This is a genomic window from Pyxidicoccus trucidator, from assembly GCF_010894435.1.
GTDB classification, from domain to species: domain Bacteria; phylum Myxococcota; class Myxococcia; order Myxococcales; family Myxococcaceae; genus Myxococcus; species Myxococcus trucidator.
Genome location: NZ_JAAIXZ010000006.1, coordinates 583,213 through 604,103, shown reverse-complemented (window position 1 = coordinate 604,103; position 20,891 = coordinate 583,213). Strand labels below are relative to the sequence as shown.

Below are 20,891 nucleotides of genomic sequence, written 5' to 3'. Positions count from 1 at the left end.
GCATCTTCTTCACCATCTGCTGCTTGAAAACTTCCGAGTACGGCACGGCGTGTCTGCCTGTCCTCGCCCCCTGGGCGGTGTCACCTCAGCGAGTTAGCCGAGGCGACATCTTCCCTGACACAGGGGGCGCCCGGAGTTCTCCCCGCGCGCAGACCAGGTCACCTGGAGCCGTTCATCCTCCACCTTGAGGCCGAGCTTTTCCATCGCCTCGACGGCTCCCGGGGGACAATCCTCGGGTGGGGGCGTCGGGCGCACCTGGGGACCACGGCAGGCCATCGTCAGGCAGGCCGCGACGCCCAGGCCGAGCGCCTTGCCAGGGGACACGCCGGTGTTCTTCTTCATCTTCACGGAAGCCTTCTCCTCGGAGAGCGTCGCGGGAAGGGCGACGGCCGCAAGGGTGGGCGCGCCATCGAGCGCGGCTGCGGCTTCCTGAGCTTCCGGTGCCATCCAGGGCGCCGCCACTTCCTGGCCGGGAGCCCAGAGCGCAAGCGCGAGTGTGGGGGCGGCTGGCGGTGACAACGAGGCCGCGCTGGAATGAGGTTCCTGAGCGTGACGTGCGACCGGAGCAGCGGCGGGCATCAGGTTGCGCACGAGCACGAGCACGCTCACGCTCAGGACCACCAGCAAACCCATCCAGGCCGCCATGCGCAGGGCATTGAAGTGACCGGATCGTGTCGGAGGCGGCGCGGTCGTGGGGCCGGGGCGAGCATGAGCTGGGGGCGGCAGCTCGGCCTGGATGGCCACCGCGTTTGAGTCCGGAGCGTGCGCGCCCTCGCCGTGTTGCGGACGCGGCCCCCGGCGAGGCCGGGCCTTGCGCTTCTTCAACCACTGCACCAGCTCGTCTTCGCCCGCGTGCGGCACCTCCGCGATCGTGGTGGCGGTGTCCGGGCCATAGGCGTCGCAGAGCTTTACGTCCCAGGGTTCGTCCGCCTGGGCCAGCAGGGCCTCCAGCTCCGCGCATAGCGCCTCGGCGTCCGGGTGGCGCTCCTCGGGCTCCTTGGCCAGCAGTCGCATGCACACGTCGCTGAGGGCCCCGGGGACGCGCGGGTTGAGTACCTGAGGCGGCTTGGGGGCGCGATTGAGCACGGCCTCCACGCCCGCGGCCTCGTCCGGCAGGAAGGGCTGCCTGCCCGTCAGCAGCCAATAGAGTACGACGCCCATCGCGTACAGGTCATCCGAGGGGCCGGGCTGGTAGGAGCGGCCACGCTCGCCCCCGTGCTCCTGCTGGAAGCGCCAGGCCTCGGGAGCGCGGTACTCCGGCGTGCCCGGTGGAAGCACTCCGCCGGTGATGCTGGGGGCGCGCTCATACCCGCCCGCTCCGAAGTCCACCACCACCGCCTCGCCGTCCGAGGCGCGCACGACGACGTTGCTCTCCTTCAGGTCTCGATGCACCACCTTCGCCCGGTGCGCGGCGCCCAGCCCGCGCGCCACGCCGAGCACCTTGAGCACGACCTCGCGGGCCGAGGGGTTCTCCTCCCTGGTCCACACGTCCAACCGGCGCCCCTCCACGAAGTCCATGACGATGAAGAAGGATTGGGGCGCTTCGTCCGGCCACTGTCCGTGCCCACGGATGCGCACCAGATTGGAGTGCTTGAGCCGCAGGAGGATGGCCACCTCACGCTCGGCCCACTCGGCCAGCCCCCAGAGCGGGATGAGCTTGAGCGCGTAGAGCCGCCCTCCACGCCGGGCGAGGTACACGGCACCGAATCCCCCGGCGCCCAGCTTCTCCTCCACGAGGTACCCGCCGATGTCCGTGCCCGGGGGCACGATGGGATGCAGACGCGGGCTCAAGTGTCCTCTCCTTCGGCGGGGCGTGTGGGGGCGGCGTTCCTGGACATGCTCAACCGACAGTGGCGCTCGTACGAGGACCCCCGCGAAGTAGCGCGGGAGGAGGGTAAACCCTGGGCGGATACTACTGTTGAACCTGATAAGCTATATGCTCGGATTGCCGCCCACGCGGCATTCTCCTCTTCTCCCAGGTCTCCTCATGTACGCGAAGCTCTCCCAGCAGATCGGAACCAATGTCCGCGCCGCCCGGCATCGGGTGGGCCTCTCGCAGGCACAGGTGGCCGAGGCCATCCACGTGCCGACACTGGTGTTCAGCCGCCTGGAGCGCGGCAGGTTGCTGCCCAGCCTCCCCACGCTGGTGGGCCTGTGCGGTGTCCTCCGTGTCCCCGTGGACCTCATCCTGGGCGGCAAGGCCCTGGAGGTTCCCGCCCCCGATGGGTCTGGCCAATAGGGGCGCCGCGTGACGGGGCCCTGATCGTGCATCGACACGGCCGCCGAGATGCGGCAGGAAGGTGCGTCCCCGAGGCTCGGGCCCTCCTGCCCGCGCCAGACCTGGTTCTCGGTGTTCCTGGTACCCGACGCATGAACGAAGAACTGGCGACCCGTATTGGAAGTGCCGCCCGTGAGGCCCGGACGCAGCTCGGGCTCACGCAGGCGGAGGTGGCCGAGAAACTGGGCCTCGCGCACATGGTCTACAGCCGCTTGGAGCGCGGGAAGATGCTGCCCAGCGTCCAGACGCTGCTGCGGATGTGCTCAGTGCTTAGAATCTCCTCGGACGAGTTGCTGGGAATCGCGGATGTGGAGGAGGGGACGAAATCGGGCAAGGGGGAGCGAGGGCAGGGCGGGGCGCCCAAGCTGCGCCAGCTCACGGGCCTTGCGCGCAAGATGGACGAGGACCAGCTCGATGCCCTCGTGAAGGTGGCCCAGGTGTTGTTGCGCTGAAACGACGCGGGCCCCCACCTGGGGCCCGCTTGCTTCCAGGAATGCTCGGCCGCCCGTTCTCACTCTTCGTTCGGTGCGGGCGTCGCCTCGTCGGCGTCCAGGCCCTCGGGGAAGATGCCTTCTTCGTCCAGCTCCACCCGGTCTCGCAGAACGGACGCCTCCGACAGCATCCGCGCCAGCTCCTCGCTCGCCTCTTTCCGGCCGAAGGGCTGTGACTCCGCCGCGAGCGCCGCCCGCAGCGCATCGCGCAGCTCGGACGCCGTGGCGTAGCGCTCGGAGGACTTGCGCTGGAGGGCCTTGTGGACGATGGCCTTGAGCGCGTCCGGCAGGCCCGCCATCGCGTTCTCCACGTCCTCGGGGCGGTAGCGGTTGACGAGCGCGATCATCTGCGTGAGGGGCACCGAGGGCGCTTCCTCTGTCTTCACGTCCAGAGTGGCAATGGGAGCCTTCTCGTCCTCCTCCACGTCGAAGAGGTGCTTGCACGTCAGCATCTCCATGAGGACGAGGCCCAGCGAAAAGCTATCGGACCGGCCATCCATGGGCTTGCGGTTCAGGTACTCGGGCGAGGCGTACGCCACGTCGCCCTTGAGCAGGAGGCCCGGCGTCTCCTCCCGGCCCACCATGAGCGAGTAGGTGGCGCCGAAGTCCGTCACCTTCACCTCGCCGCTCCGGGCCACGCGGATGTTCCGGGGCGCCACGTCGCGGTGGATGATGCCCAGCGGCCGGTTCTCCGAATCTCTCAGCGTGTGCGCGTGGTGGAGGGCATCGGCCACCTCGGCGGCGATGTAGAGGGCGAAGGGCACGGAGAGCGGCTTTTCGCGCATGGTGGCGAGGCTGATGATGGTGTCCAGCGTGGGGCCGTCCACGTACTCCGCGATGACGTGCGGCCGGTCGGCGTGGATTTTCAGGTGATGGACCTGGGCGATGGCCGGGTGATGGAGGCGGAAGGCGAGCTGGACTTCCTCGATCAGCCGCTGGCAGCGCTCGAAAGTGACGGGATTGCGCAGGCGCTTGATGGTGACAAGTCCAGCGAGTCCATGGGGGAGGTGACGCTCTGCCAGGAGCACCACCTCGCCGTTACCCCGCCGCTCCAGCGTGCGGATGGCCTCGTACGTGGTGGTCTCGATGGTGAACCCGAGCCGGGGGCGGGCGCTCTCCAGGTCGGAGGTGTTCTCTGGCGTCGGGTCCTCGATCTGCGTTTCGTCGGTCGGCGTGCTGTCATCGGTCATGTGCGGCCTCCAGGTGGGATGGGCCTCGCGGCGGGCGCTGGCTCGGGCCTTCCCGCTCCCTGGTGGGGCCTCGGCTTCGGGAGACGGGGGCCGGTAGCTCTCGCGGTCAAAGGTCTACTATTCATAAACCCATGGAGTATTACAAGCGACCACAGGACTCGGCCGAGCGCGGGCGGCGGATTGCCTGCCCTTGCTCGTGTGAAGCCACTGAACGAGCCCCAGGCCCTGTAGTCCGTGGGACACGCCTTGGTGGAGGCGCCGCTGCCCGTACCGCTGGCTGCCATGGCCAACATGGCGAACGCGCGCGCCGCGTTGCGGCCCATGGGAGGCAATGAGAGCGAGGGGGCATCACGGCGGCCACGCCCTTGGTCTACGTCCATAGAACCGCCGACATCATGGCCTGGGGAGCGTCCATGTCCTTGAAGGCGTCCATCATCTCGTCCAACACGGCGCCCTGGGCCAGGGCCATGATGAGGGCCTCCAGACGCGGCTGCGTCGGCTGCAAGGCACCCGCTCGGGGCGGGCGAAGCTGCGCGAGAGGGTGCCCGTCGAGCACCAGCTCGCCCACCTCAGTCAGCGCCAGGGCGCGCGGGCCCGCTACCGCGGCACCCGGAAGAACACCTTCGACCTTCGCCGGCTCTGCGCGCTCCAAAACCTGGAGACCCTCCACCTCCGCATCGACGAGAAGCGGCGGCTTGCGGCCTGAGGTTCCACGAACCTGTTCGGCGCTCTATCTCTAGGGGTGGAAGGGCGCTCAGGTGGACTCGGCGGGTACCAGGCCGTGGCGCATGGCCAGGCGGACGAGCGCGGGCACGTCGTAGATGCCCAGGCGCTCCATGAGCTGGGCGCGGTGGGTCTCCACCGTCTTGACGCTCACGCCCAGCCTGGTGGCGATGCCGCGCGTCCCATGTCCCTCCGCGATGAGCTGGAGGATTTCGCGCTGGCGGGGTGTGAGCAGCGCCAGCGAGCCCGGGACGGGGGCCTCGCTCTCGTTGGTGCGCAGGAAGCCCGCCACCACCGCCCCGGAGATGGTGGGGCTGAGGTACGTGCGCCCCTGGTGCACCGAGTCCAGCGCCATCTTCAGCTCGTCCACCGCGGAGTCCTTCACGAGGTAGCCGGCCACGCCCGCGCGGAGCGCCTGGGCGACGTACTCCGTGGCGGTGTGCATGGAGAGGATGAGCACCCGCGTGGCGGGACACTGCCTCGCGAGCCTCCGCGCCACCTCGATGCCGTTGAGCCCCGGCAGGGAGATGTCCAGCAGCAGCACGTCCGGTCGCAGGCGCTCGGCCAGTTCCATCACCTCCTGCCCGTCCCCGCTCTCCGCCAGCACGGTGACGTCCGGAAGGGACTCCAGCAGGGCCCGAAGGCCCGCCCGCACCAGCTTGTGGTCATCCGCCAGCAGTACGCGCACGGTGCTCCTCCTCGTTGGCGAGTGGTACCTCGGCCACGACGCACGTCCCCTCGCCGGGACGCGAAGTCACCTCGAAGCGGCCGCCCAGGTCCCTCACCCGCTCCTGCATGCCGAACAGCCCGAACGTCCGCGAGGCGCCGCCGGAGAGGGACGCCTCGGACGCGAAGCCCCTCCCGTCATCGCGCACCTCCAGCCGGACGGCCGCTCCGACGGGCTCCAGCCGGACGTCGATTCGCCGCGCGTCCGCGTGGCGCAGGGCATTGGTGACCGCTTCCTGGATGACGCGGAACAGGACGATTTCCCGCCCGGCTCCGAGCACCGGCAGGTCCGCGCCCACGTCGAAGCCGAGCGCCACGCCTCCGCGCTGCCCCACGCCCCGGAGGTAGCCCTCCAGGGCGGGCACGAGCCCCATCTCGTCGAGCACCGGCGGGCGCAGGTCGATGGAGAGTGCTCGCACCTGGCCGATGAGCTGGTCCACCATCCCAATCGTCTCCGCGAGGCGGTCCAGCCCCGTGCCGGCGGTGCGCTTCCCAGTGGCGACGAGGCCCAGGTTGATCTTCACGGCCGTGAGCGCCTGGCCGAACTCGTCGTGCAGCTCGCGGGCAAGGTGCTTGCGCTCCTCCTCCTTCGCCGCCTCCAGCCGCATCGTCAGGCGGCGCAGGTGGGCGAAGGCCTCTCCCAGTCCGTCACGGCTGGCGCGGGCCTCCTCCAGCGCCTGCTCGCGCTCGGCCTGGAGCGCGCGGAGCGCCTTGTTGCGCCGCTGCAGGGCTCGCGTCCGCCAGCCCAGCCCCGTGACGACCGCGAGCATGACCAGCACCAGCGCACCGAAGCGGACCTCGCCGCGCCGCCAGAAGGGTGGGGTGACTCGCAGGGCGAGCGGGCGCGTCTCGCTCCAGTCCCGCCCCGGGGCCCGTCCGCGGATGCTCAGCGCGTAGTCGCCGGGCGGCAGCGCGTGGAAGGTGAGCTGGCTGCGCATTCCGAGCGTCAGCCAGGGCCCGTCGGCGGTGAGCCGGTACGCGTACTCCGCGTCGCCCCGGCTGAAGTCGAGGACGGCGAACTCCAGCGACAAGGGCTGCGCCCAGGGGACCTCCAGGGACGTCAGCTCCCACACGGGCTGCTCGGCTCTCGCGCCTGTCCCCTCGATGCCGGTGATGACGATGGGAGGCGTGGGGCCGCGCTCCGGACGGACAGAAGGGTCCAGCGCGACGACGCCCTTCACGGTGCCCCAGTAGAGCCGCCCTCCCTCGAGCGCGACGGCCTTGGGGTTGAAGACCGCCGTCGGCAGCCCGTCGGAGGCGGCGTAGCTTTCGAAGTGCCCCGACGTCGCGTCGAAGCGCGAGAGGCCCGCGCGCGTGGACACCCAGAGCGCTCCATCTGGAGTGAACGCGAGCGCCACCACATGGTCGTCGATGAGGCCCTCGCTCCGGGTCCACCGCGCGACGGTGGAGATGCTCCCCGATGCGTCCGGCACGACACGCTGGAGTCCTCCACCCATGGTGCCAATCCACACCGCGCCGGAGGGGTCCTCCAGCAGCGCGCTGACATGGTGGTGGCTGAGCCCCGGGGAGCCTCCCGGAGACAGGCGCGTGCAGTCGAGCGACTCTCCCTCCGCCGTGCAGAGGCCGGCTCCGCCCGACCGGGTGCCCATCCAGAGGCGCCCCCGGCGGTCCTCCATCAGCGCTGTGATGAAGTCGTCGGGGATGGAGCGCGGGTCCGTGGCGGAGTGCCGGAAGACGACGAAGTCATCCGTCTCGGGGCGGTGGCGGTAGAGGCCGCCTCCTCCGGCGCCCAGCCACACGCGGCCCCGCGAGTCCTGGAGCAGCGAGTAGACGAAGCCCGGCGCCTGTCCTCCTCCCTCGCCCAGTCCCCGGCGGTAGAAGCGGAAGTCGCCGGTGGCCCGGTTGAAGCGCCAGACGCCCTCGGAGATGCCGGCCCAGATGGGGCCCTCGCGGGTGCGGAGCAGGGAGAGGACGCCGTGCACCTGTTCGCCCGCGGGGGCGGGGATGACCAGGGGCTCCACCGCCCCCGTGGCCACCGTCAGGGTCGCCACCCCGTCACCGTAGTGGCCCAGGAGCAGGCGCCCATCGCCGTCCGGCACCACCGCGTAGATGTCTCCCTGGGCGAGGGCGCGTGCGCCCTCTGGACCCACCGTGTCCACGCGCTGGAGGACCGGCGGATGGAGGGAGGCCCGGAACAGCCCCGCGCCAAAGGTGCCGACGAACAGGCCCTGCTGGGCGTCCAACGCCAGCGCGCCCTGGTCGATGTGCTGCCCACCCGCTCCGTGGACCGGCATCTCCACCGCGACCATGCTTCCGGTCGCCGTTTCCATTCGGTACAGGCCCTGGCCATAGGTGCCAATCCAGAGCGTCCCGCGTCCATCCGGCTCCAGCTCGGTGACGTTGACCAGCGCGTCGGCGAGCTCCGGCGGCGAGAGGGCCACGCGGTGCAGGTGCGCGTCGCCGGGCCGCCATCGGTAGAGGCCGTTGCGCGTGCCGACCCAGAGCCCCTCATCCGCGTCTGGTGCGAGGGTGAAGATGTCCATGGCCGCGCGCTCACCCGCCTCGTCGGCTACGCGCTCGAACTCGCGCCCTCCCGCGCGGCGCCGGAACAGGCCCCGGCCGACGGTGCCGACCCAGAGCTCTCCGGAGGGCTCCCGGTGCATCGTCATGACGAACTCGTCCCCACCTCCGGGCAGCAGCGGTATCCGCGAGGCGCGCCCGGTCGCCGGATCCAACAGGCTGAGCCCGGCGGCCGTTCCCACCCACAGCCGGCCGGCCTCCTCGTCGGCGAGCGCGAAGACTCCACCGTCGTCGATGCTCGAAGGGTTCGAGGGCTCGTGACGGAAGTGCTGGAACGTCCAGCGCGCCCGGTCGAGCAGGTTCAGTCCGCCCGTGTTCGTCCCAATCCACAGGCGGCCCAGCGCGTCCTCGTGGACGCTCCGCACGGCGCTGCTCGTCAGGGACTCGGGGTGGCCCACCTCGTGCTGGAACTTGCGGAAGCGCTGGCCGTCATGGAGGTAGAGCGCCTCCCGCGTCCCAATCCACAGCAGCCCCACCCGGTCCCGAAACACCTCGGTGATGATCTCCGCCTCGAACGAGCGCGAGACGCCCACCTCGCGGAAGTCGAGCCGCTGCGTACCGGACGAGGCGCCCGTCATGAGGAGCAGGAGCAGGGTGCTCCCGAGGAGTCTGCGCACACCACGCGATACGGCGGACATCCGGGGCAACGTAACAGCAGTCTCCGTCGGCAAGAGCCCGATGGCCCCCGGCCCGCCCGCGCCGGGGCTTCCTGGCCGAGTCACGGGCGCGCGCAACTCCTGGTGCCTGCCCGGGTTCCCCAGCCCCGGCGGGCTCCGTCCGCCACCGAGCACCCTACCCACCAGCGCGGATTGACGCCGCCCGTCCAGTCGATTAGACGCACGGTGCGTGGCAGTGATAATGCAAATCGAAATCAGCAGGCGGCGGCTTGCCGGCCGGAAGTGGAGCACCGTCGGAGCGCTGCTGTTGCTCCTCCAGGTCCACGCCGCCGCGGCCCAGCCCGCCGCGCCGCCGCCCGCGCCCGCCACGGCCACCGTGGCAGGTGGCATCGAGGGCGAGGTGACGCCGTGTCCCGGCGGTGGGCTGGCCGGAGCCGAGCTGCTGCTCGACGTGGGTGGGCAGCTGCGGCAGGTGGGCTTGGATAGGGCAGGGCGTTTCGTGGTCGAGGGGCTCGCGCCCGGGACGTACGAGGTGCACGCCTATGTCCCCGGGTGTGAGCCGGCGAGCTACCGCGCCCAGGTCGCGTCCGGACAGCGCACGTCGCTGCGCGCCACGCTCGTGGCGGCCGAGGGGATGGAAGCCACCATCGACGTGGTCGGCCGGCGGCTGACGCGAGCCGAGGAGCGCAAGGCGTCCGCCGAGGCGGTGCGCGTGGTGGAGCTGGAGCAGGCGCATCAGCAGACCGCGGACCTGGGGGAGGTGCTCAGCCGGAACGCGGGCGTGAGCGTGCAGCGCACCGGCGGGCTCGGCTCCTCGAGCCGCCTGTCCCTCAACGGCTTCTCCGGCGAGCAGGTGCGCTTCTTCCTGGACGGCGTGCCGCTCGAGCTGGCCGGCTTCGGGCTGGAGGTGGCCAACGTACCGGTCAACCTGCTGAAGCGGGTGGAGGTGTACCGGGGCGTGGTGCCGGTGCGCTTCGGCGCGGACGCGCTCGGGGGCGCCGTCAACCTCGTCTCCTCCGACGGCGACGAGCCGAGCGGCGGCTCCGCCTCGCTCCAGGCCGGCTCGTTCGGCACCTGGCGTGGCGCGCTCGCCGGGCGTCACCGGTTCGCCGAGGGGGGCCTCTTCATCAAGGGGCACGCCTTCGGGGACCTCGCTCGCAACGACTACCGGGTGGACGTGGAGGTCCCCGACGCCCAGGGACGGCTCGCGCCCGCGCGGGTGCCCCGCTTCCACGACGGCTACGGCGCGCTCGGCGCGGGCGTGGAGGTGGGCGTCGCGGACCGTCCCTTCGCCGAGCGCCTCTCGCTGCGCCTGTTCGGCACGCGCGCGCGGAAGGAGCTTCAGCACAACGTGGTGATGACGGTGCCCTACGGTGAGGCCCGCTCCACGGAGGCGGCGTATGGGGCGCTGCTGGGCTGGACGTCCGCGGGGCTCCTGTCCGGGAAGCTGCGGCTGGAGGGAACGGCGGGCTATGGGCGCCGGGACACCGGGTTCAGCGACCTGGCGCCATTCGTCTATGACTGGCACGGCAACCAGGTACGTGAGCGGCTCCAGCCCGGCGAACTGGGCGCCACGCCCTCCGACCGGCTCATCCAGCAGCACAGCACGCTCGCGAGGCTGCATGCGGCCTGGTCGCTGACCGACATCCAGGCCCTGCGCCTCTCGGTGGCGCCCACCTTCGTGAGCCGCCAGGGCGAGGACCGCCTCCTCCGGGGCACGGGCCTGAGGGATCCGCTGAGCGCCCAGCGAGACCTGTTCACGCTGGTGGGCGGCCTGGAGCACGAGCTGCGGCTGTGGGAAGGCCGGCTGGAGAACGTCGCCTTCGTGAAGGGCTACCTGCTGCGCTCTGAGTCCGAGGAGGTGCTCGCGGGGGACGTGGTGCGGCGGCGGGATCAGGCGAGCGAGCACATGGGGGTGGGCGACAGCGCGCGGCTGCTGCTGCCGCACGGGCTCCTGGTCAAGGCCTCGTATGAGTACGCCACCCGGATTCCCGGGCCGGACGAGTTCTTCGGGGACGGGGTGCTCATCCTCGCCAACCTGGGGCTCCAGCCGGAGACGAGCCACAACGCGAACCTGGAGCTGGAGCTGCGAGACCTGAGCACCGCCCTGGGGAGCTTCCGCGGCAGTGTGGGGGGCTTCGCCCGGCTCGCGGACCAGCTCATCGTCATCGTGGGCAACGACAGCGTGTTCACCTTCGGCAACGTCTTCGCGGCGCGCTCGCTCGGCGTGGAGACGGCGGTGGGGTGGACGGCGCCCGACGGGTGGCTGTCGGTGGACGCCAACGCCACCTGGCAGGACTTCCGTAACGCCTCGGACGAGGGCGCCTACGGGGCCTACTCGGGGGACCGCATCCCCAACCGGCCCTGGCTCTTCGCGAACCTCACCGCCCGGCTGCGGCACCGCTCGCTCCTGCGCGCCGGGGACGAGACCACGCTGAGCGCCACCTCGCGCTACGTGCACGGCTTCTTCCGCGGCTGGGAGAGCCAGGGGCTGCGCGACGACAAGCAGAAGGTGTCCGCGCAGCTCACCCACTCGCTCGCCCTCAGCTACGCGCTGCCGGTCCGCCCCGCGCTCAGCGGCACCCTCGAGGCGCAGAACCTCACCGGCGCGAAGACCTACGACTTCTTCGGCGCCCAGCGACCGGGCCGCTCCTTCTTCTTCAAGCTCAACATGGAGCTCTGACCATGCCTCCGGCCCTCCGCGTCACACTCACGCGCCTGGCGATGCGCATCCACTCGTGGTCGGGTCTCCTGGGCGCCCTGGTGTTCGTCGTGGTGGGGTTGAGCGGCGCCGTGCTCGTCTTCCACAAGGAGCTCGACGCCGCGCTCTTCCCGCGCCTCTTCGACGTCCGTCCGGCAGACGGGGAGGCGTCGTACCAGCGGGCCCTCGAGACCGCGCAGCGCGCCTTCCCGGAGGCGCGCGTGCGCGGCATGCGCGTGCCTCCCCCCAGTGCGCCGAGTACCCTCGCCGTCCAGGCCGTGGGTCCCCGGGGTGGGCCCCTGCACATCGCGCTGGTCGACCCGTATACCGGCGAGCTGCGGGGCACCCGCATCTGGGGAGCGGGGCACACGCGCTTCTTCGATGACCCGGTGAGCTGGATTTATCAGCTGCACTACCAGCTCACGGCGGGGCAGGTCGGCCAGCTCGTCGTCGTGCTGGCCGCCATCCTCCTCGCGCTCTCGGTGGTGACGGGAACGTTCGTCTACCGCAAGCAGCTCCTGCGCGCGCTCACGTTTCGCGAGCCGATGCGTCGCAAGGGCTGGCAGGCGCGGTTCTCCTCGCTGCACCGGCTGGTGGGCGTGTGGACGCTCGCGCTCAACCTGCTGCTCTCGGTGAGCGGCCTGTGGATGTTGCGCGCAACCTTCACGGCGGACTTCTGGAAGCGGCCTGACGGGCGGCCCGCGCCTACGGGGCCCGCGCCTCGCAGCGCGCACTCCTTCGACGAGGCGCTCGCGGCCGCGCGGCGGGCCATGCCTGGCTTCGAGCCGAGCTGGGTGGAGCTGCGTGCCCAGCCCACGGACCGCTTCGTCCTCCTGGGACGCCACGCGGAGGGGGCGTCGTTCTACGGCCGGTACGCGAGCGCCGTCGTCCTGGACGGGAAGGACCTCGGCGTGCTCGAGGTTCGACGGCCCGAGGAGCTGTCCCTGGGCGGGAAGCTCGACGCGCTCGCCTTCCCGCTGCATCAGGGGCACTGGGGCGGCCTGCCGGTGAAGCTCCTGTACGTGCTCTCGGGGCTCGGCATTCCGATGCTCAGCCTCACCGGGATGCTGCTGTGGCTGCGGCGCACCCGGCGGCGTGCCCACCCCGTCCGCCAGCCCGGGCCCGTGGCGACGCGTCCGGTGCCAGCGACGGGGACTCCCAAGGTCTAGGGATTGCCCTGCTTCGGCGGCGGGAATCGAACCCGCAACAAGGCGGAAGCAAAACCCCAAGCAGGTTGGGGGCAGGGGACGGTGGCGGGGCCGCCGCTCGCTTCGGGCAGGCCCCGCTGGTACGTGCTGCGACTGGGCCGCTGAGCAGCGGGCTCGCCTGCCAGGGTCAGGGGATGAGGAGAATCTTGCCGAAGGACGAGATTCCCTCCGCCCGGTGGCTGGCGTCAGCAGCACCGGAGAGGTGTATCTTCCCGTCGATGATGGGGCTGAGCCGGCCGGAGCGGACGAGCGCCAGCACCTCCCGGAACTCGTCCGACGAGCCCGTCGAGGTGCCGCGGACGATGACCTCCCGGTAGAAGAGCTGCTCCAGCCGCTCAACCGGCATCTGCCGGCCCGTCGCGCCCCAGGTGACGAGCGTGCCCGCGCTGCGGAGCGAGGCGAGCAGCTGAGGCCAGTCCAGCGCGACGTGGTCGAAGACCGCATCGACGCCGCGCCCGCCCGTGCGCTCGCGGAGCTCCGCGGCAAAGCCTTCCAGCGGGAGGACGGCATCCGCTCCGAGCTCGGTGGCGCGTTGCGCCATCAGCTCCATCTCAGCGGTCGCGAAGACGGTGGCCCCGTGGAGCTTCGCAAGCTGGATGACGGCCGCGCTAACCCCGCCGTTCACTCTCGGCACGAGCACGGTACTGCCCACGCGAAGCCCGGCCTTGCGCACCGCCGCCCAGGCCCAGGTGTAGATGCCGGGCACGGCTGCCGCCGTCTCGAAGCCGATGCTCTCCGGAAGCGGAACCCAATGGTCCTCGCGTGCCGTGACGAACTCGGCATAGGTCCCGTTGCAGTCCCGGCCAACGATATAGACATCGCGGCACAGCGCGGGATTGCCCTGGAAGCAGTGCTCGCACGCGCCGCAGCCCCGGGTGCAGAAGAGGACGACGCGGTCCCCTTCACGCAGGCGCGTCACCCCTGGCCCCACGGCGACCACCGTCCCCGCCCCGTCAATGCCAGGAATGTGTGGCAGGGGAGAAGGACCGCGGGGCCAATAGTAGTCCGGCGTGCGCACGCCCTTGCGGCAATGACTGTCCAGATGGTTGATCGATGCAGCAGCAATCTTGACAACCACGTGTCCGGGCTCAGGAGAGGGATCCGGAACGGTGACATACTCAAGCACTTCAGGACCACCATACGCGCGATACTGGATTGCCTTCACGTTGCCACCCCCAGCGGTTGAAGGGCAGCAAAGCTACCACTTGCCGCAAGGCAATCAATTCAAGAGAGTCCTACCTGCCTCCAGAACAGTCAGGCGGAGACTGCTCCCAGCTGACGGCCCCGCCCCACTGCGGCAGCCCCCCGTCAGCCCTCCTTCATGGTGCGAGTCCCTGCGCCCTCTTGGCGCGCAAGGGGGGCGTCCGGCAAGCCGCACAGAGGGGCAGTGAGGGACGGCGAGCACAGCCATGGAGGACACTCCTGCCCCCTCAGCGCCCCATGCCCACTCGCCCCTCACGTCGCAACAGGGCCCCTGTTCCTCCTATGCGCAGTAACGCCCCCGATGCTCACTGAGTCCTGCAACAGAGAGCCTCAGCTTGAACCTTCGCGGTGGTCGAAGCAGCCCCCCTCAATACGCATTCATAGCTGAGCACTCCGCCTACCGTCTTCAGTCCGGAGGATGTCCCAATGTTAGACGGGCTCGACACACACGCGCCACCCATCAGAGACTCCCCATACCCACAGCCTACGTACGAGCCTGGGAAGCTGAAGCTGTTCACGCTTGGACCCTCCACGACACGGCAGGCCAGCGCCCCCGTGCGTCCCGGTGGCCCCTGCTCGCCCTGCTCGCCCTGCTCGCCCTGCGGCCCCTGCTCGCCCTGCGGCCCGGTGTCGCCCTTGATTCCTTGAGGGCCCTGAGGCCCGGTGTCTCCCTTGGGTCCTGGAGGGCCTTGAGGCCCGGTGTCGCCCTTGATTCCTTGAGGGCCTTGGGGCCCGGTGTCGCCCTTGGGGCCCACCGCGCCCAGGGTCACGTCGAAGGAGTCATTTTGCGATAGGTTCGGGCCGGTCGACATCGTCAGCAGGTAGGAACCAGCATGCTGGAGGATTCGTGGCAGGTTGGCGACCACAGTCGAGGGCCCAAAGCTCTCGACGTTCAATCTGAGTTCCATCAAGTGGACGACGGGAGCGACGCCGGTGGCGGCGCCAAAGTTACGACCATTGATGAACATCCGGCTCTGGGCGAAATCCACATCTACGTTCGTGATGACCAACTGGTCTTGAGGCTCCTGCCCGCGCACCTGGGCTGGGAGCATGAGTCCTGCCATCAGGCAGACCGGTATTCCCACTCGGGTGATCATGGATGACATACGTAGCCGGGCCGCCAAGGTCGTACCCCTGAGGAGCTTGAGCATGGTCTGGTTTTCTTTATTGGGGTTGAATTGCGACGTGTCTGGATTGGATGCTGGTGTTGCTGGAAATACGATACTGGATAGCCTTTGCCGCTAACAACTGGAAAAGCGGTTGGTGCGTACGAGGCCCGAGGTGCCCCCGCGCCATCCGAGCGCGGGGGGCGAGGGGCCGGGTCAGTCGAGCGCGAGCGGGTTGGGCAGCGTCCCGTTCGGATACAGCGCGTGGCGGAGGGTCCGGTCGGAGTCGCGGGTGACGACAATCCGGAGACTGAAGCCCGGCACGGACTCCAGCGCGAGGATGCGGCGGCCCGCCCGTCCCGGGGCCCACCCGGGCACGTCCGGCCCCCCGAGCATCTCCATCGCCTGCTCCACCCCACCCGCCTTACCCTTCAGCGCGCGCGCCGTGGCCAGGCGCACGTTGCGCGCCGGCCGCCGGGTGACGCCGCCCTCCCACAGCAGGTCCAGCGCGAACGTGGTCCACACCGCCAGCTCGTCATCGGGGCGGAGGAACGCCTCGAACCGCGCCAGCGCCTGCGTTCCCTCAAGCAGGGGCGGAGCCGGGGCTGGAGGAGGAGAGCCCCGCCTTTGCCGCGACGGTGGAGGAGCCGCGGAAGGAGCGCACGCCCCGTTTGGACTGGGCCGGGCTGCTGCGCAGGACGTTCGCCCTGGATGTGTTCGCGTGCTTGAGGTGTGGAGGCAGGCGGCGGGTGTTGGCGTACGTGAAGGGAGCAGGAGGGGTGAGAGCGATTCTGGAGCACCTGGGGTTGCCCACGCTCCGCGCTGCCATCAGGTGTGTAGCAGGGGCCTGGACCTCTTGGCGCCTCGCAACGAGCGCGAGTCGGCCAACGGCAAGGTCCCGTGCAAGGCCGCGGAGGGTGTCATCTGCGTGGGCGCCCTGGAGAACGGCACCGTCATGGCCAAGGGCTGCTCGAACTCGGGCACCAGCGTACTCGGTCCATGACTGCTTCAGGCTCTACAGCGGCACGAGCTTCGTCGCGGATACCGGCGGCGTGTCCACTGGCGGCCCGTCTGAGCTGCCCATGGCACCCGGGCCACGATGCACGACGGGTTCGAGCGGCACCGCGCTGACGAGGTTGGATGGCTTCTCGGACACTCCACTCGCCCGCGCACGGGTTCGAGGCGTAGCACTCCGAGCCGAATCACGCTCCTTCGAGACAGTAGAGCGCCCCGGGGCAATCGTCGTCGTAGGCGCAGGTGTTGTTGCATCTGTACGGCAATCCGCCGTCGAGAGTGGAACCACATCCCGTCAGCGCGAGCACCCCACCGGAATTTCAGCTCTTGCGAAAATGGGACGCAACCATCAGTCGCTGGGGGCGATAACCCTCCCACGTCACACTTCTTGAGTTGAGGTCTTCGAAATGCGTATCTCCTCCGCTGCGCGCACCACCCTCACCGCCGCCAGCGCTCCTTCGAATCCCACCCTGAAGCGCGGCGCGTCAGGCCCCTCCGTGAAGTCCCTGCAGCAGGCGCTGGCCGCCGCGGGCTTCTCCCCGGGCGCGGCGGACGGTCAGTTCGGTCCGAAGACGGAGGCGGCGGTGAAGGCCTTCCAGAAGGCCAAGGGCCTCGTCGCCGACGGCGTCGTCGGGCCGAAGACGTGGGCGAAGCTGAACGGCGCGGTGGCTCCCTCGACGCCTCCTTCTTCGGGCGGTAGCGGCCCCACGCTCAAGCAGGGCCACAGCGGCGCGCCCGTGACCGCGCTTCAGAGCCGCCTCAATCAGCTCGGCTTCAACGCCGGTACGGCAGATGGCCAGTTCGGTCCGAAGACGACTGCGGCGGTGAAGGCCTTCCAGAAGGCCAAGGGCCTCGTCGCCGATGGCGTCGTCGGGCCGAAGACCTGGGACAAGCTCGGCATCAAGGTGAGCGGCACGCCCTCGACCCCCCCCAGCACGGGTGGCGTGCGCGGCAACTCCGCGCTCGCCAACAACGCCCGTTCGGTGGCGTTGAGCATGGGTGGCTATTCGAGCCAGGGCCTCTGCGCCACGGGCGTGAGCCGCGCCATCCAGAACACCTACGGCATCAAGGTGTGGGGCAATGGCAACGACATCGACAACAACCTGCCGCGGGACAAGTTCAGGCAGGTGAACCTGTCGCTCGCCGAGGCGCTGAAGATTCCCGGCCTCATCCTCACCTGGGAGAAGACCTCCACGGCGGCGGGCAGCAAGTACGGCCACACCGCCATCACCTCGGGCGACGGCCGCAGCTCCTACAGCGACTTCGTGGAGAGCAACACCCTTGGCGCTGGCGGCCGAAGCGGCTTCAAGGTGTTCATGCCGATCTAGTGGCGTGTCCGCGAAGTCAGTCGACATGGTCGCGGAGGATGAATCGCTCTCCTGGATGAGGAGGCGACCTCCGCAGCCTTCCCGCGAAGCGGTGAAATCGCCCCCCGGCGCAACTCCAACCCTGGCCTGGCCCCCTCCACGGCGAACTGGATGCGCGCCTCCCGGACGACTTGGGAGGCGCGCATCACAGACTCCGTGGATTCAGTACACCACCACCGAGGCGTAGACACTGGTGCCGTTCGTGTAGGCCACCAGGGCGCCGCCGTTCGACGGGAGCGCCGCGACCGCTGGCGCGGCGCCCGGCCCCACCGTCCTGGCATCCGCGGCCAGAATCATGGCGGCCCCCACGAGCATCCGGTCCAACTGGATGTCGCCCGTCCCCCGCTGGGAGGCGATGTAGCCGTTGCCGAGCGCGTCCGCGTCAATCGTCCGGAGGGGACCGGGACCGACGTCCGTGGGGAGGCCCGGCACCTGGGTGCTCGTCCCCGGCGCGGACACCGGGATGACGTCCACGTTGTCGTCCCCGAAGGAGCCCGTGACGTAGATGAAGCCGTTGGAGCCCGTCCAGTCCGAGAAGAAGGCCTGCCCCGGCGGGGAGCTCACCGGGCCGAAGCTGGTCCCCTGGTCGCTGCTGCGGCGGATGCGGAAGGAGGGGTCGTCGCTCACCGAGAAGACATCTCCGCTGATTTTGTCCACGAGGACGTCGAAGAAGGCATTGCGCTGGTCCACGTCCGTCACGCTGAAGTCGTTCGCGCCTCGCGCGAAGTTCCGGAGGACGCGGACCCCTGCGTTGCTGCCTCGCGAGACGGAGATGTAGAGGGCGTCGCCCCTGGAATCCAGGCTGACGGTGGGGTTGGCCGCCGCGCTGAGGGTTCGCGGCGCCTCCCAGCTCGCTCCCGCGTCGACGGTCCGGGTGAATATCACCGTGCCCGCGCTGGTGGCCGCGACGTACGCGACCCCCGTGGGGCCGCCTTCAATCGCGACCTCCGCCGCGTTGGTGATTCCCAGGGGAGTGGGCCCCACCCAGGTGTGGCCACGGTCCACGCTCACGCTGACATGGACCGCGCCACCGCACTTCATGACGACGTAGAAGCGCCCCAGTGCATCCACCGCCACCTTGCGCCCCGTGTTCGAGTCGGCCGTGGTGCAGTTCAGCGTCCCGCTGACGAGCGTGGGGGGCACATTCGAGAAGGCATCCAGTTGGCACATGGCGTCGCAGCCATCCCCGGGGATCGTGCCGCCATCGTCGCACTGCTCTCCCGTGATGCTGTCGACCAGGCCGTCGCCGCACACCTCCACGCCCTGGCAGTCCGCTCGGCAGCCGTCCCCCGCGACGCGGTTGCCGTCGTCACACACCTCACCCGAATCGACGGTGCCGTCGCCGCAGACAGGCGGCCCCCTGACGGTGATGCTGACCGTGGCGGCATTGGAGGTCAGCGCACCGTCGCTGGCCGTGAAGGTGAACGGGTCCTCCCCTTGGAAGTCCGCGGCCGGCGTGTAGAGCAACTGGGCGCCCGTCCCGGACAGTGTTCCGTGAGCGGGAGGAGCCGTCACGGTGTACGTGAGCGCGTCCCCGTCCACGTCCGTGGCCGCCAGCGTAATGGGCGTCGACGTGTTGTAGCTCACCGTCACCGCGGCAGAGGCAGCCACGGGCGCGTCATTGACCGGAGTCACCGTGACGGAGACGGTGGCCGTTGCCTGCTTCTTTCCGTCGGAGACCGTGACCTGGAAGGTGTCCTCTCCGGCGAAGTTCGCGTTCGGGGTGTACGTCACCGAGGCCCCTGAGAGCGTGAGCGTGCCATGGCCCGGCGTGGTGTAGGAGAAGTCAAGCGCGTCGCCATCCGGGTCCGCCGCGGGGATGGTGATGTTCACCGGGGAGTCCTCGGGGGTTGTCGCCTGGACGTCCTCGACCGTGGGCGCTGAGTTGTTGTCGCAGACGCTCGGCGAGCCTGTACAGGTGTAGCCCGGCTCCACCGCGCAGACGCTGTTACAGCCGTCTCCGGAGAGTTGGTTGCCGTCGTCACAGACCTCGACCCCGCCCAGCACCCCGTCACCACAGAAGGGCCGGATGGACGTCTCCACCGCGTCCACCAGATAGAGCGCGAGCACCGCGCCGCGCAGGCGCACGTAGCGATAGGGCGCGGTCCCCGGGTACGTCGCCACCGCCACATGCGTCCCCAGGCCCAGCTCCACCAGGTGCAGCGAGCTGGAGCCGACGAAGGTCCCATCCGCCTTCAGGAAGTCCACCTGCGCCACCAGCGCCAGTGACAGGCCCTGGTAATAGACGCGCAGGTCGCCGGTGCCTTCCTCGCCCGCACCCAGGTCCAGCACCAGCGCCGTGTTGAGCAGGCCCAGCAGCGTCGCCGCCTTCCCGTCCGGCGCGCCCAGCGCCGCGCTCGCGTTGAGCACCGTCGCCGTGGTGCCCGGCGCCACCGCGTCCGCATACGGGTCCCACGTCAGCGAGGCTTCCGGGCTCGTACGCGTCAACGCCGCATCGCCCCCTCGCAACGCCCCATCGCTTCCGGGACGTACACCTTCGTCGAGAGGCTCCACACCGCAAGACCCCAGCAACAATGCCAACGTCGTTCCCAGCCCCCACGACAACAGCGCACCTGTACGGCTTCTCATTGGATGTCTCCCTTAAAAGTCCAGCACCGTGCCCGTCTCCGAGCTACTGGCAGACGTAGCTATCCGGTGTATTCACACACACCTTGTTCGCGCCCACGCCGAGCCGCTTCCAATGCGCTTCATGAAGTCTCCATCCCCGAGGCGGGAAGGAGCTCGACATGAGCCCTCGACCCCGAAGAAGGGGCTGGCAGACTATTCATGGAGTTCAGATTTCTAGACTCGCAGACCACAACTACACTGCAAGTGCTATTGGGTCAACGATTATGGATTTCGGGTGCGGCGCCAGCCTCTCAGCAACGCCAGCACGCCCGCGAGCTCCAGTCCTCCAAGCGCTCGTCCCCCACCCACTTCATGGGCAGGGACCTCCTCGTTCGACTGGAGTTCCTCGTCACACAGCGCGCCACAGTCGCGAACCGCACGCCGACAACGGCCCCACGGCCGGCGGCACCGGCCGGCCGTGGGGCTCACCCAATGAAAGACGCTGCGCCAGGAGACTCAGCTTCGACGACATGTGCAGCCTCTTCTTGTGGGTGCGGCCCGGAGTTATTCAAAATTCCAGGCCAGACTGCACTCTCTGTGGGATTGGTGAGGTCGCAGAGTATTGGCGAGCGGCTCGACGCCTGGATCTTTAAATTCGCGAGGCGCGGACATGTCAAAGCGCAGGGCCGAGGCTCGGGCTGACACGTCAATGCATCCAGATACGGGGAAGCCACCGGGTCCGGACTGACGTGTCAATGCATATGCATACCTCTCAGCCGCTCTGAGCCGCTGGCGCCAGGCACCCCCAGGACGCTGCCGCCTGCCTCTGCTGGGGCCAGGCTGAGCACAGGTGTGCCTCCAGCGCCTTGCAGGGCCGGGACACCGGCCCGGCCAACGGCGCGGCTGGCACCCGGCAGCAGCCCTCCTATCCCGTTGGGCCCGGGGCCTCACCTCGCAAAAGGGCCTTCATTTTTCCCAGGGTCTGCAACTTTACTGCTCGTGTAACAAGAAAGCGGTAACCTCGAGGAGGGGGAGCAAGGCTGGCGGCGGTGGCTACTCGGGAGGTGGCGGTGGCTCGTGGAATCCCGGCGCACGGCCCACGTCGGCGGAAGGCGTGTGCACGCCGAACGGGCACGGCCGGGTGATTCTGTCGTTCGC

15 protein-coding genes and 1 pseudogene are annotated in these 20,891 nt (G+C 69.6%); 8 read left to right on the top strand and 8 right to left on the bottom strand.

The window, feature by feature from the left end; genetic code table 11:
- Positions 1 to 93: 93 nt before the first annotated feature.
- Entirely contained in the window at positions 94 to 1,791 is a 1,698-nt protein-coding gene (locus G4D85_RS20520) for a serine/threonine-protein kinase (protein ID WP_240359393.1), read from the bottom strand.
- A 196-nt stretch (positions 1,792 to 1,987) separates the two neighbouring features.
- Between G4D85_RS20520 and G4D85_RS20515 the strand changes: the two genes are divergently transcribed.
- Together G4D85_RS20515 and G4D85_RS20510 are read left to right on the top strand one after the other, a co-directional pair.
- On the top strand, positions 1,988 to 2,239 hold the full coding sequence (locus tag G4D85_RS20515; RefSeq protein ID WP_240359392.1) for a helix-turn-helix domain-containing protein: 252 nt from the start codon (positions 1,988 to 1,990) through the stop codon (positions 2,237 to 2,239).
- A gap of 131 nt (positions 2,240 to 2,370) precedes the next feature.
- Positions 2,371 to 2,730, top strand: coding sequence for a helix-turn-helix domain-containing protein (locus G4D85_RS20510; protein ID WP_164014444.1), 360 nt, complete (start codon positions 2,371 to 2,373; stop codon positions 2,728 to 2,730).
- Between the two features lie 59 nt (positions 2,731 to 2,789).
- On the opposite strand, the gene G4D85_RS20505 is transcribed toward G4D85_RS20510, so the two are convergent.
- Positions 2,790 to 3,959 (bottom strand): serine/threonine-protein kinase, encoded by a 1,170-nt coding sequence (locus tag G4D85_RS20505; protein WP_164014443.1) that lies wholly within the window; start codon positions 3,957 to 3,959, stop codon positions 2,790 to 2,792.
- Positions 3,960 to 4,329: 370 nt separating this feature from the next.
- Positions 4,330 to 4,464, bottom strand: coding sequence for a hypothetical protein (locus G4D85_RS50330; protein WP_275900302.1), 135 nt, complete (start codon positions 4,462 to 4,464; stop codon positions 4,330 to 4,332).
- Here G4D85_RS50330 and G4D85_RS20495 point away from each other — a divergent pair.
- A pseudogene (locus G4D85_RS20495) lies at positions 4,423 to 4,665 on the top strand (transposase); the annotation flags it as partial. The gene G4D85_RS50330 and the pseudogene G4D85_RS20495 sit on opposite strands and share 42 nt — an antisense overlap.
- Before the next feature lie 48 nt (positions 4,666 to 4,713).
- Here the strand turns inward: G4D85_RS20495 and G4D85_RS20490 are convergent.
- Positions 4,714 to 5,370: a response regulator gene (locus G4D85_RS20490; RefSeq protein ID WP_164014442.1), complete on the bottom strand. Its 657-nt coding sequence runs from the start codon at positions 5,368 to 5,370 to the stop codon at positions 4,714 to 4,716.
- Entirely contained in the window at positions 5,348 to 8,566 is a 3,219-nt protein-coding gene (locus G4D85_RS20485) for a ligand-binding sensor domain-containing protein (RefSeq protein WP_240359391.1), read from the bottom strand. The genes G4D85_RS20490 and G4D85_RS20485 overlap by 23 nt, the downstream gene beginning before the upstream one ends.
- A gap of 241 nt (positions 8,567 to 8,807) precedes the next feature.
- Between G4D85_RS20485 and mxcH the strand changes: the two genes are divergently transcribed.
- A complete protein-coding gene (gene mxcH / locus G4D85_RS20480; protein ID WP_164014441.1) occupies positions 8,808 to 11,249 on the top strand; it encodes a TonB-dependent siderophore myxochelin receptor MxcH in 2,442 nt (813 codons plus the stop codon).
- 2 nt (positions 11,250 to 11,251) lie between these two features.
- Positions 11,252 to 12,436 (top strand): PepSY-associated TM helix domain-containing protein, encoded by a 1,185-nt coding sequence (locus tag G4D85_RS20475; RefSeq protein WP_164014440.1) that lies wholly within the window; start codon positions 11,252 to 11,254, stop codon positions 12,434 to 12,436.
- A 166-nt stretch (positions 12,437 to 12,602) separates the two neighbouring features.
- Here the strand turns inward: G4D85_RS20475 and G4D85_RS20470 are convergent, their stop codons facing one another.
- On the bottom strand, positions 12,603 to 13,553 hold the full coding sequence (locus tag G4D85_RS20470) for an alcohol dehydrogenase catalytic domain-containing protein (RefSeq protein WP_164014439.1): 951 nt from the start codon (positions 13,551 to 13,553) through the stop codon (positions 12,603 to 12,605).
- 958 nt (positions 13,554 to 14,511) lie between these two features.
- On the opposite strand from G4D85_RS20470, the gene G4D85_RS20460 reads away from it, so the two are divergent.
- Positions 14,512 to 14,781, top strand: coding sequence for a hypothetical protein (locus G4D85_RS20460; protein ID WP_164013676.1), 270 nt, complete (start codon positions 14,512 to 14,514; stop codon positions 14,779 to 14,781).
- Positions 14,782 to 15,000: 219 nt separating this feature from the next.
- Here G4D85_RS20460 and G4D85_RS20455 read toward each other — a convergent pair whose 3' ends face one another.
- The gene (locus tag G4D85_RS20455) at positions 15,001 to 15,309 is read right to left on the bottom strand and encodes a hypothetical protein (protein ID WP_420821715.1); all 309 of its coding nucleotides are present in this window, start codon (positions 15,307 to 15,309) and stop codon (positions 15,001 to 15,003) included.
- Between the two features lie 331 nt (positions 15,310 to 15,640).
- On the opposite strand from G4D85_RS20455, the gene G4D85_RS20450 reads away from it, so the two are divergent.
- Both G4D85_RS20450 and G4D85_RS20445 read left to right on the top strand, forming a co-directional pair.
- Positions 15,641 to 15,787, top strand: coding sequence for a hypothetical protein (locus G4D85_RS20450; protein ID WP_164014438.1), 147 nt, complete (start codon positions 15,641 to 15,643; stop codon positions 15,785 to 15,787).
- A gap of 418 nt (positions 15,788 to 16,205) precedes the next feature.
- The gene (locus tag G4D85_RS20445; RefSeq protein ID WP_164014437.1) at positions 16,206 to 17,126 is read left to right on the top strand and encodes a peptidoglycan-binding domain-containing protein; all 921 of its coding nucleotides are present in this window, start codon (positions 16,206 to 16,208) and stop codon (positions 17,124 to 17,126) included.
- Positions 17,127 to 17,327: 201 nt separating this feature from the next.
- Here G4D85_RS20445 and G4D85_RS20440 read toward each other — a convergent pair whose 3' ends face one another.
- Positions 17,328 to 19,754 carry an Ig-like domain-containing protein gene (locus G4D85_RS20440; protein ID WP_164014435.1) on the bottom strand — a complete coding sequence of 809 codons (2,427 nt, stop codon included), beginning with the start codon at positions 19,752 to 19,754 and terminating at the stop codon, positions 17,328 to 17,330.
- Positions 19,755 to 20,891: the final 1,137 nt, after the last annotated feature.

What these genes read in the sequence shown, in the direction of transcription:
- G4D85_RS20475 (WP_164014440.1), top strand. Translation starts at nt 11,252, where the DNA reads ATGCCTCCGGCCCTCCGCGTCACACTCACGCGCCTGGCGATGCGCATC.
- G4D85_RS20510 (WP_164014444.1), top strand. Translation starts at nt 2,371, where the DNA reads ATGAACGAAGAACTGGCGACCCGTATTGGAAGTGCCGCCCGTGAGGCC.
- mxcH (WP_164014441.1), top strand. Translation starts at nt 8,808, where the DNA reads ATGCAAATCGAAATCAGCAGGCGGCGGCTTGCCGGCCGGAAGTGGAGC.
- G4D85_RS20460 (WP_164013676.1), top strand. Translation starts at nt 14,512, where the DNA reads ATGCTGGAGGATTCGTGGCAGGTTGGCGACCACAGTCGAGGGCCCAAA.
- G4D85_RS20505 (WP_164014443.1), bottom strand. Translation starts at nt 3,959, where the DNA reads ATGACCGATGACAGCACGCCGACCGACGAAACGCAGATCGAGGACCCG.
- G4D85_RS20440 (WP_164014435.1), bottom strand. Translation starts at nt 19,754, where the DNA reads ATGAGAAGCCGTACAGGTGCGCTGTTGTCGTGGGGGCTGGGAACGACG.
- G4D85_RS20445 (WP_164014437.1), top strand. Translation starts at nt 16,206, where the DNA reads ATGCGTATCTCCTCCGCTGCGCGCACCACCCTCACCGCCGCCAGCGCT.
- G4D85_RS20515 (WP_240359392.1), top strand. Translation starts at nt 1,988, where the DNA reads ATGTACGCGAAGCTCTCCCAGCAGATCGGAACCAATGTCCGCGCCGCC.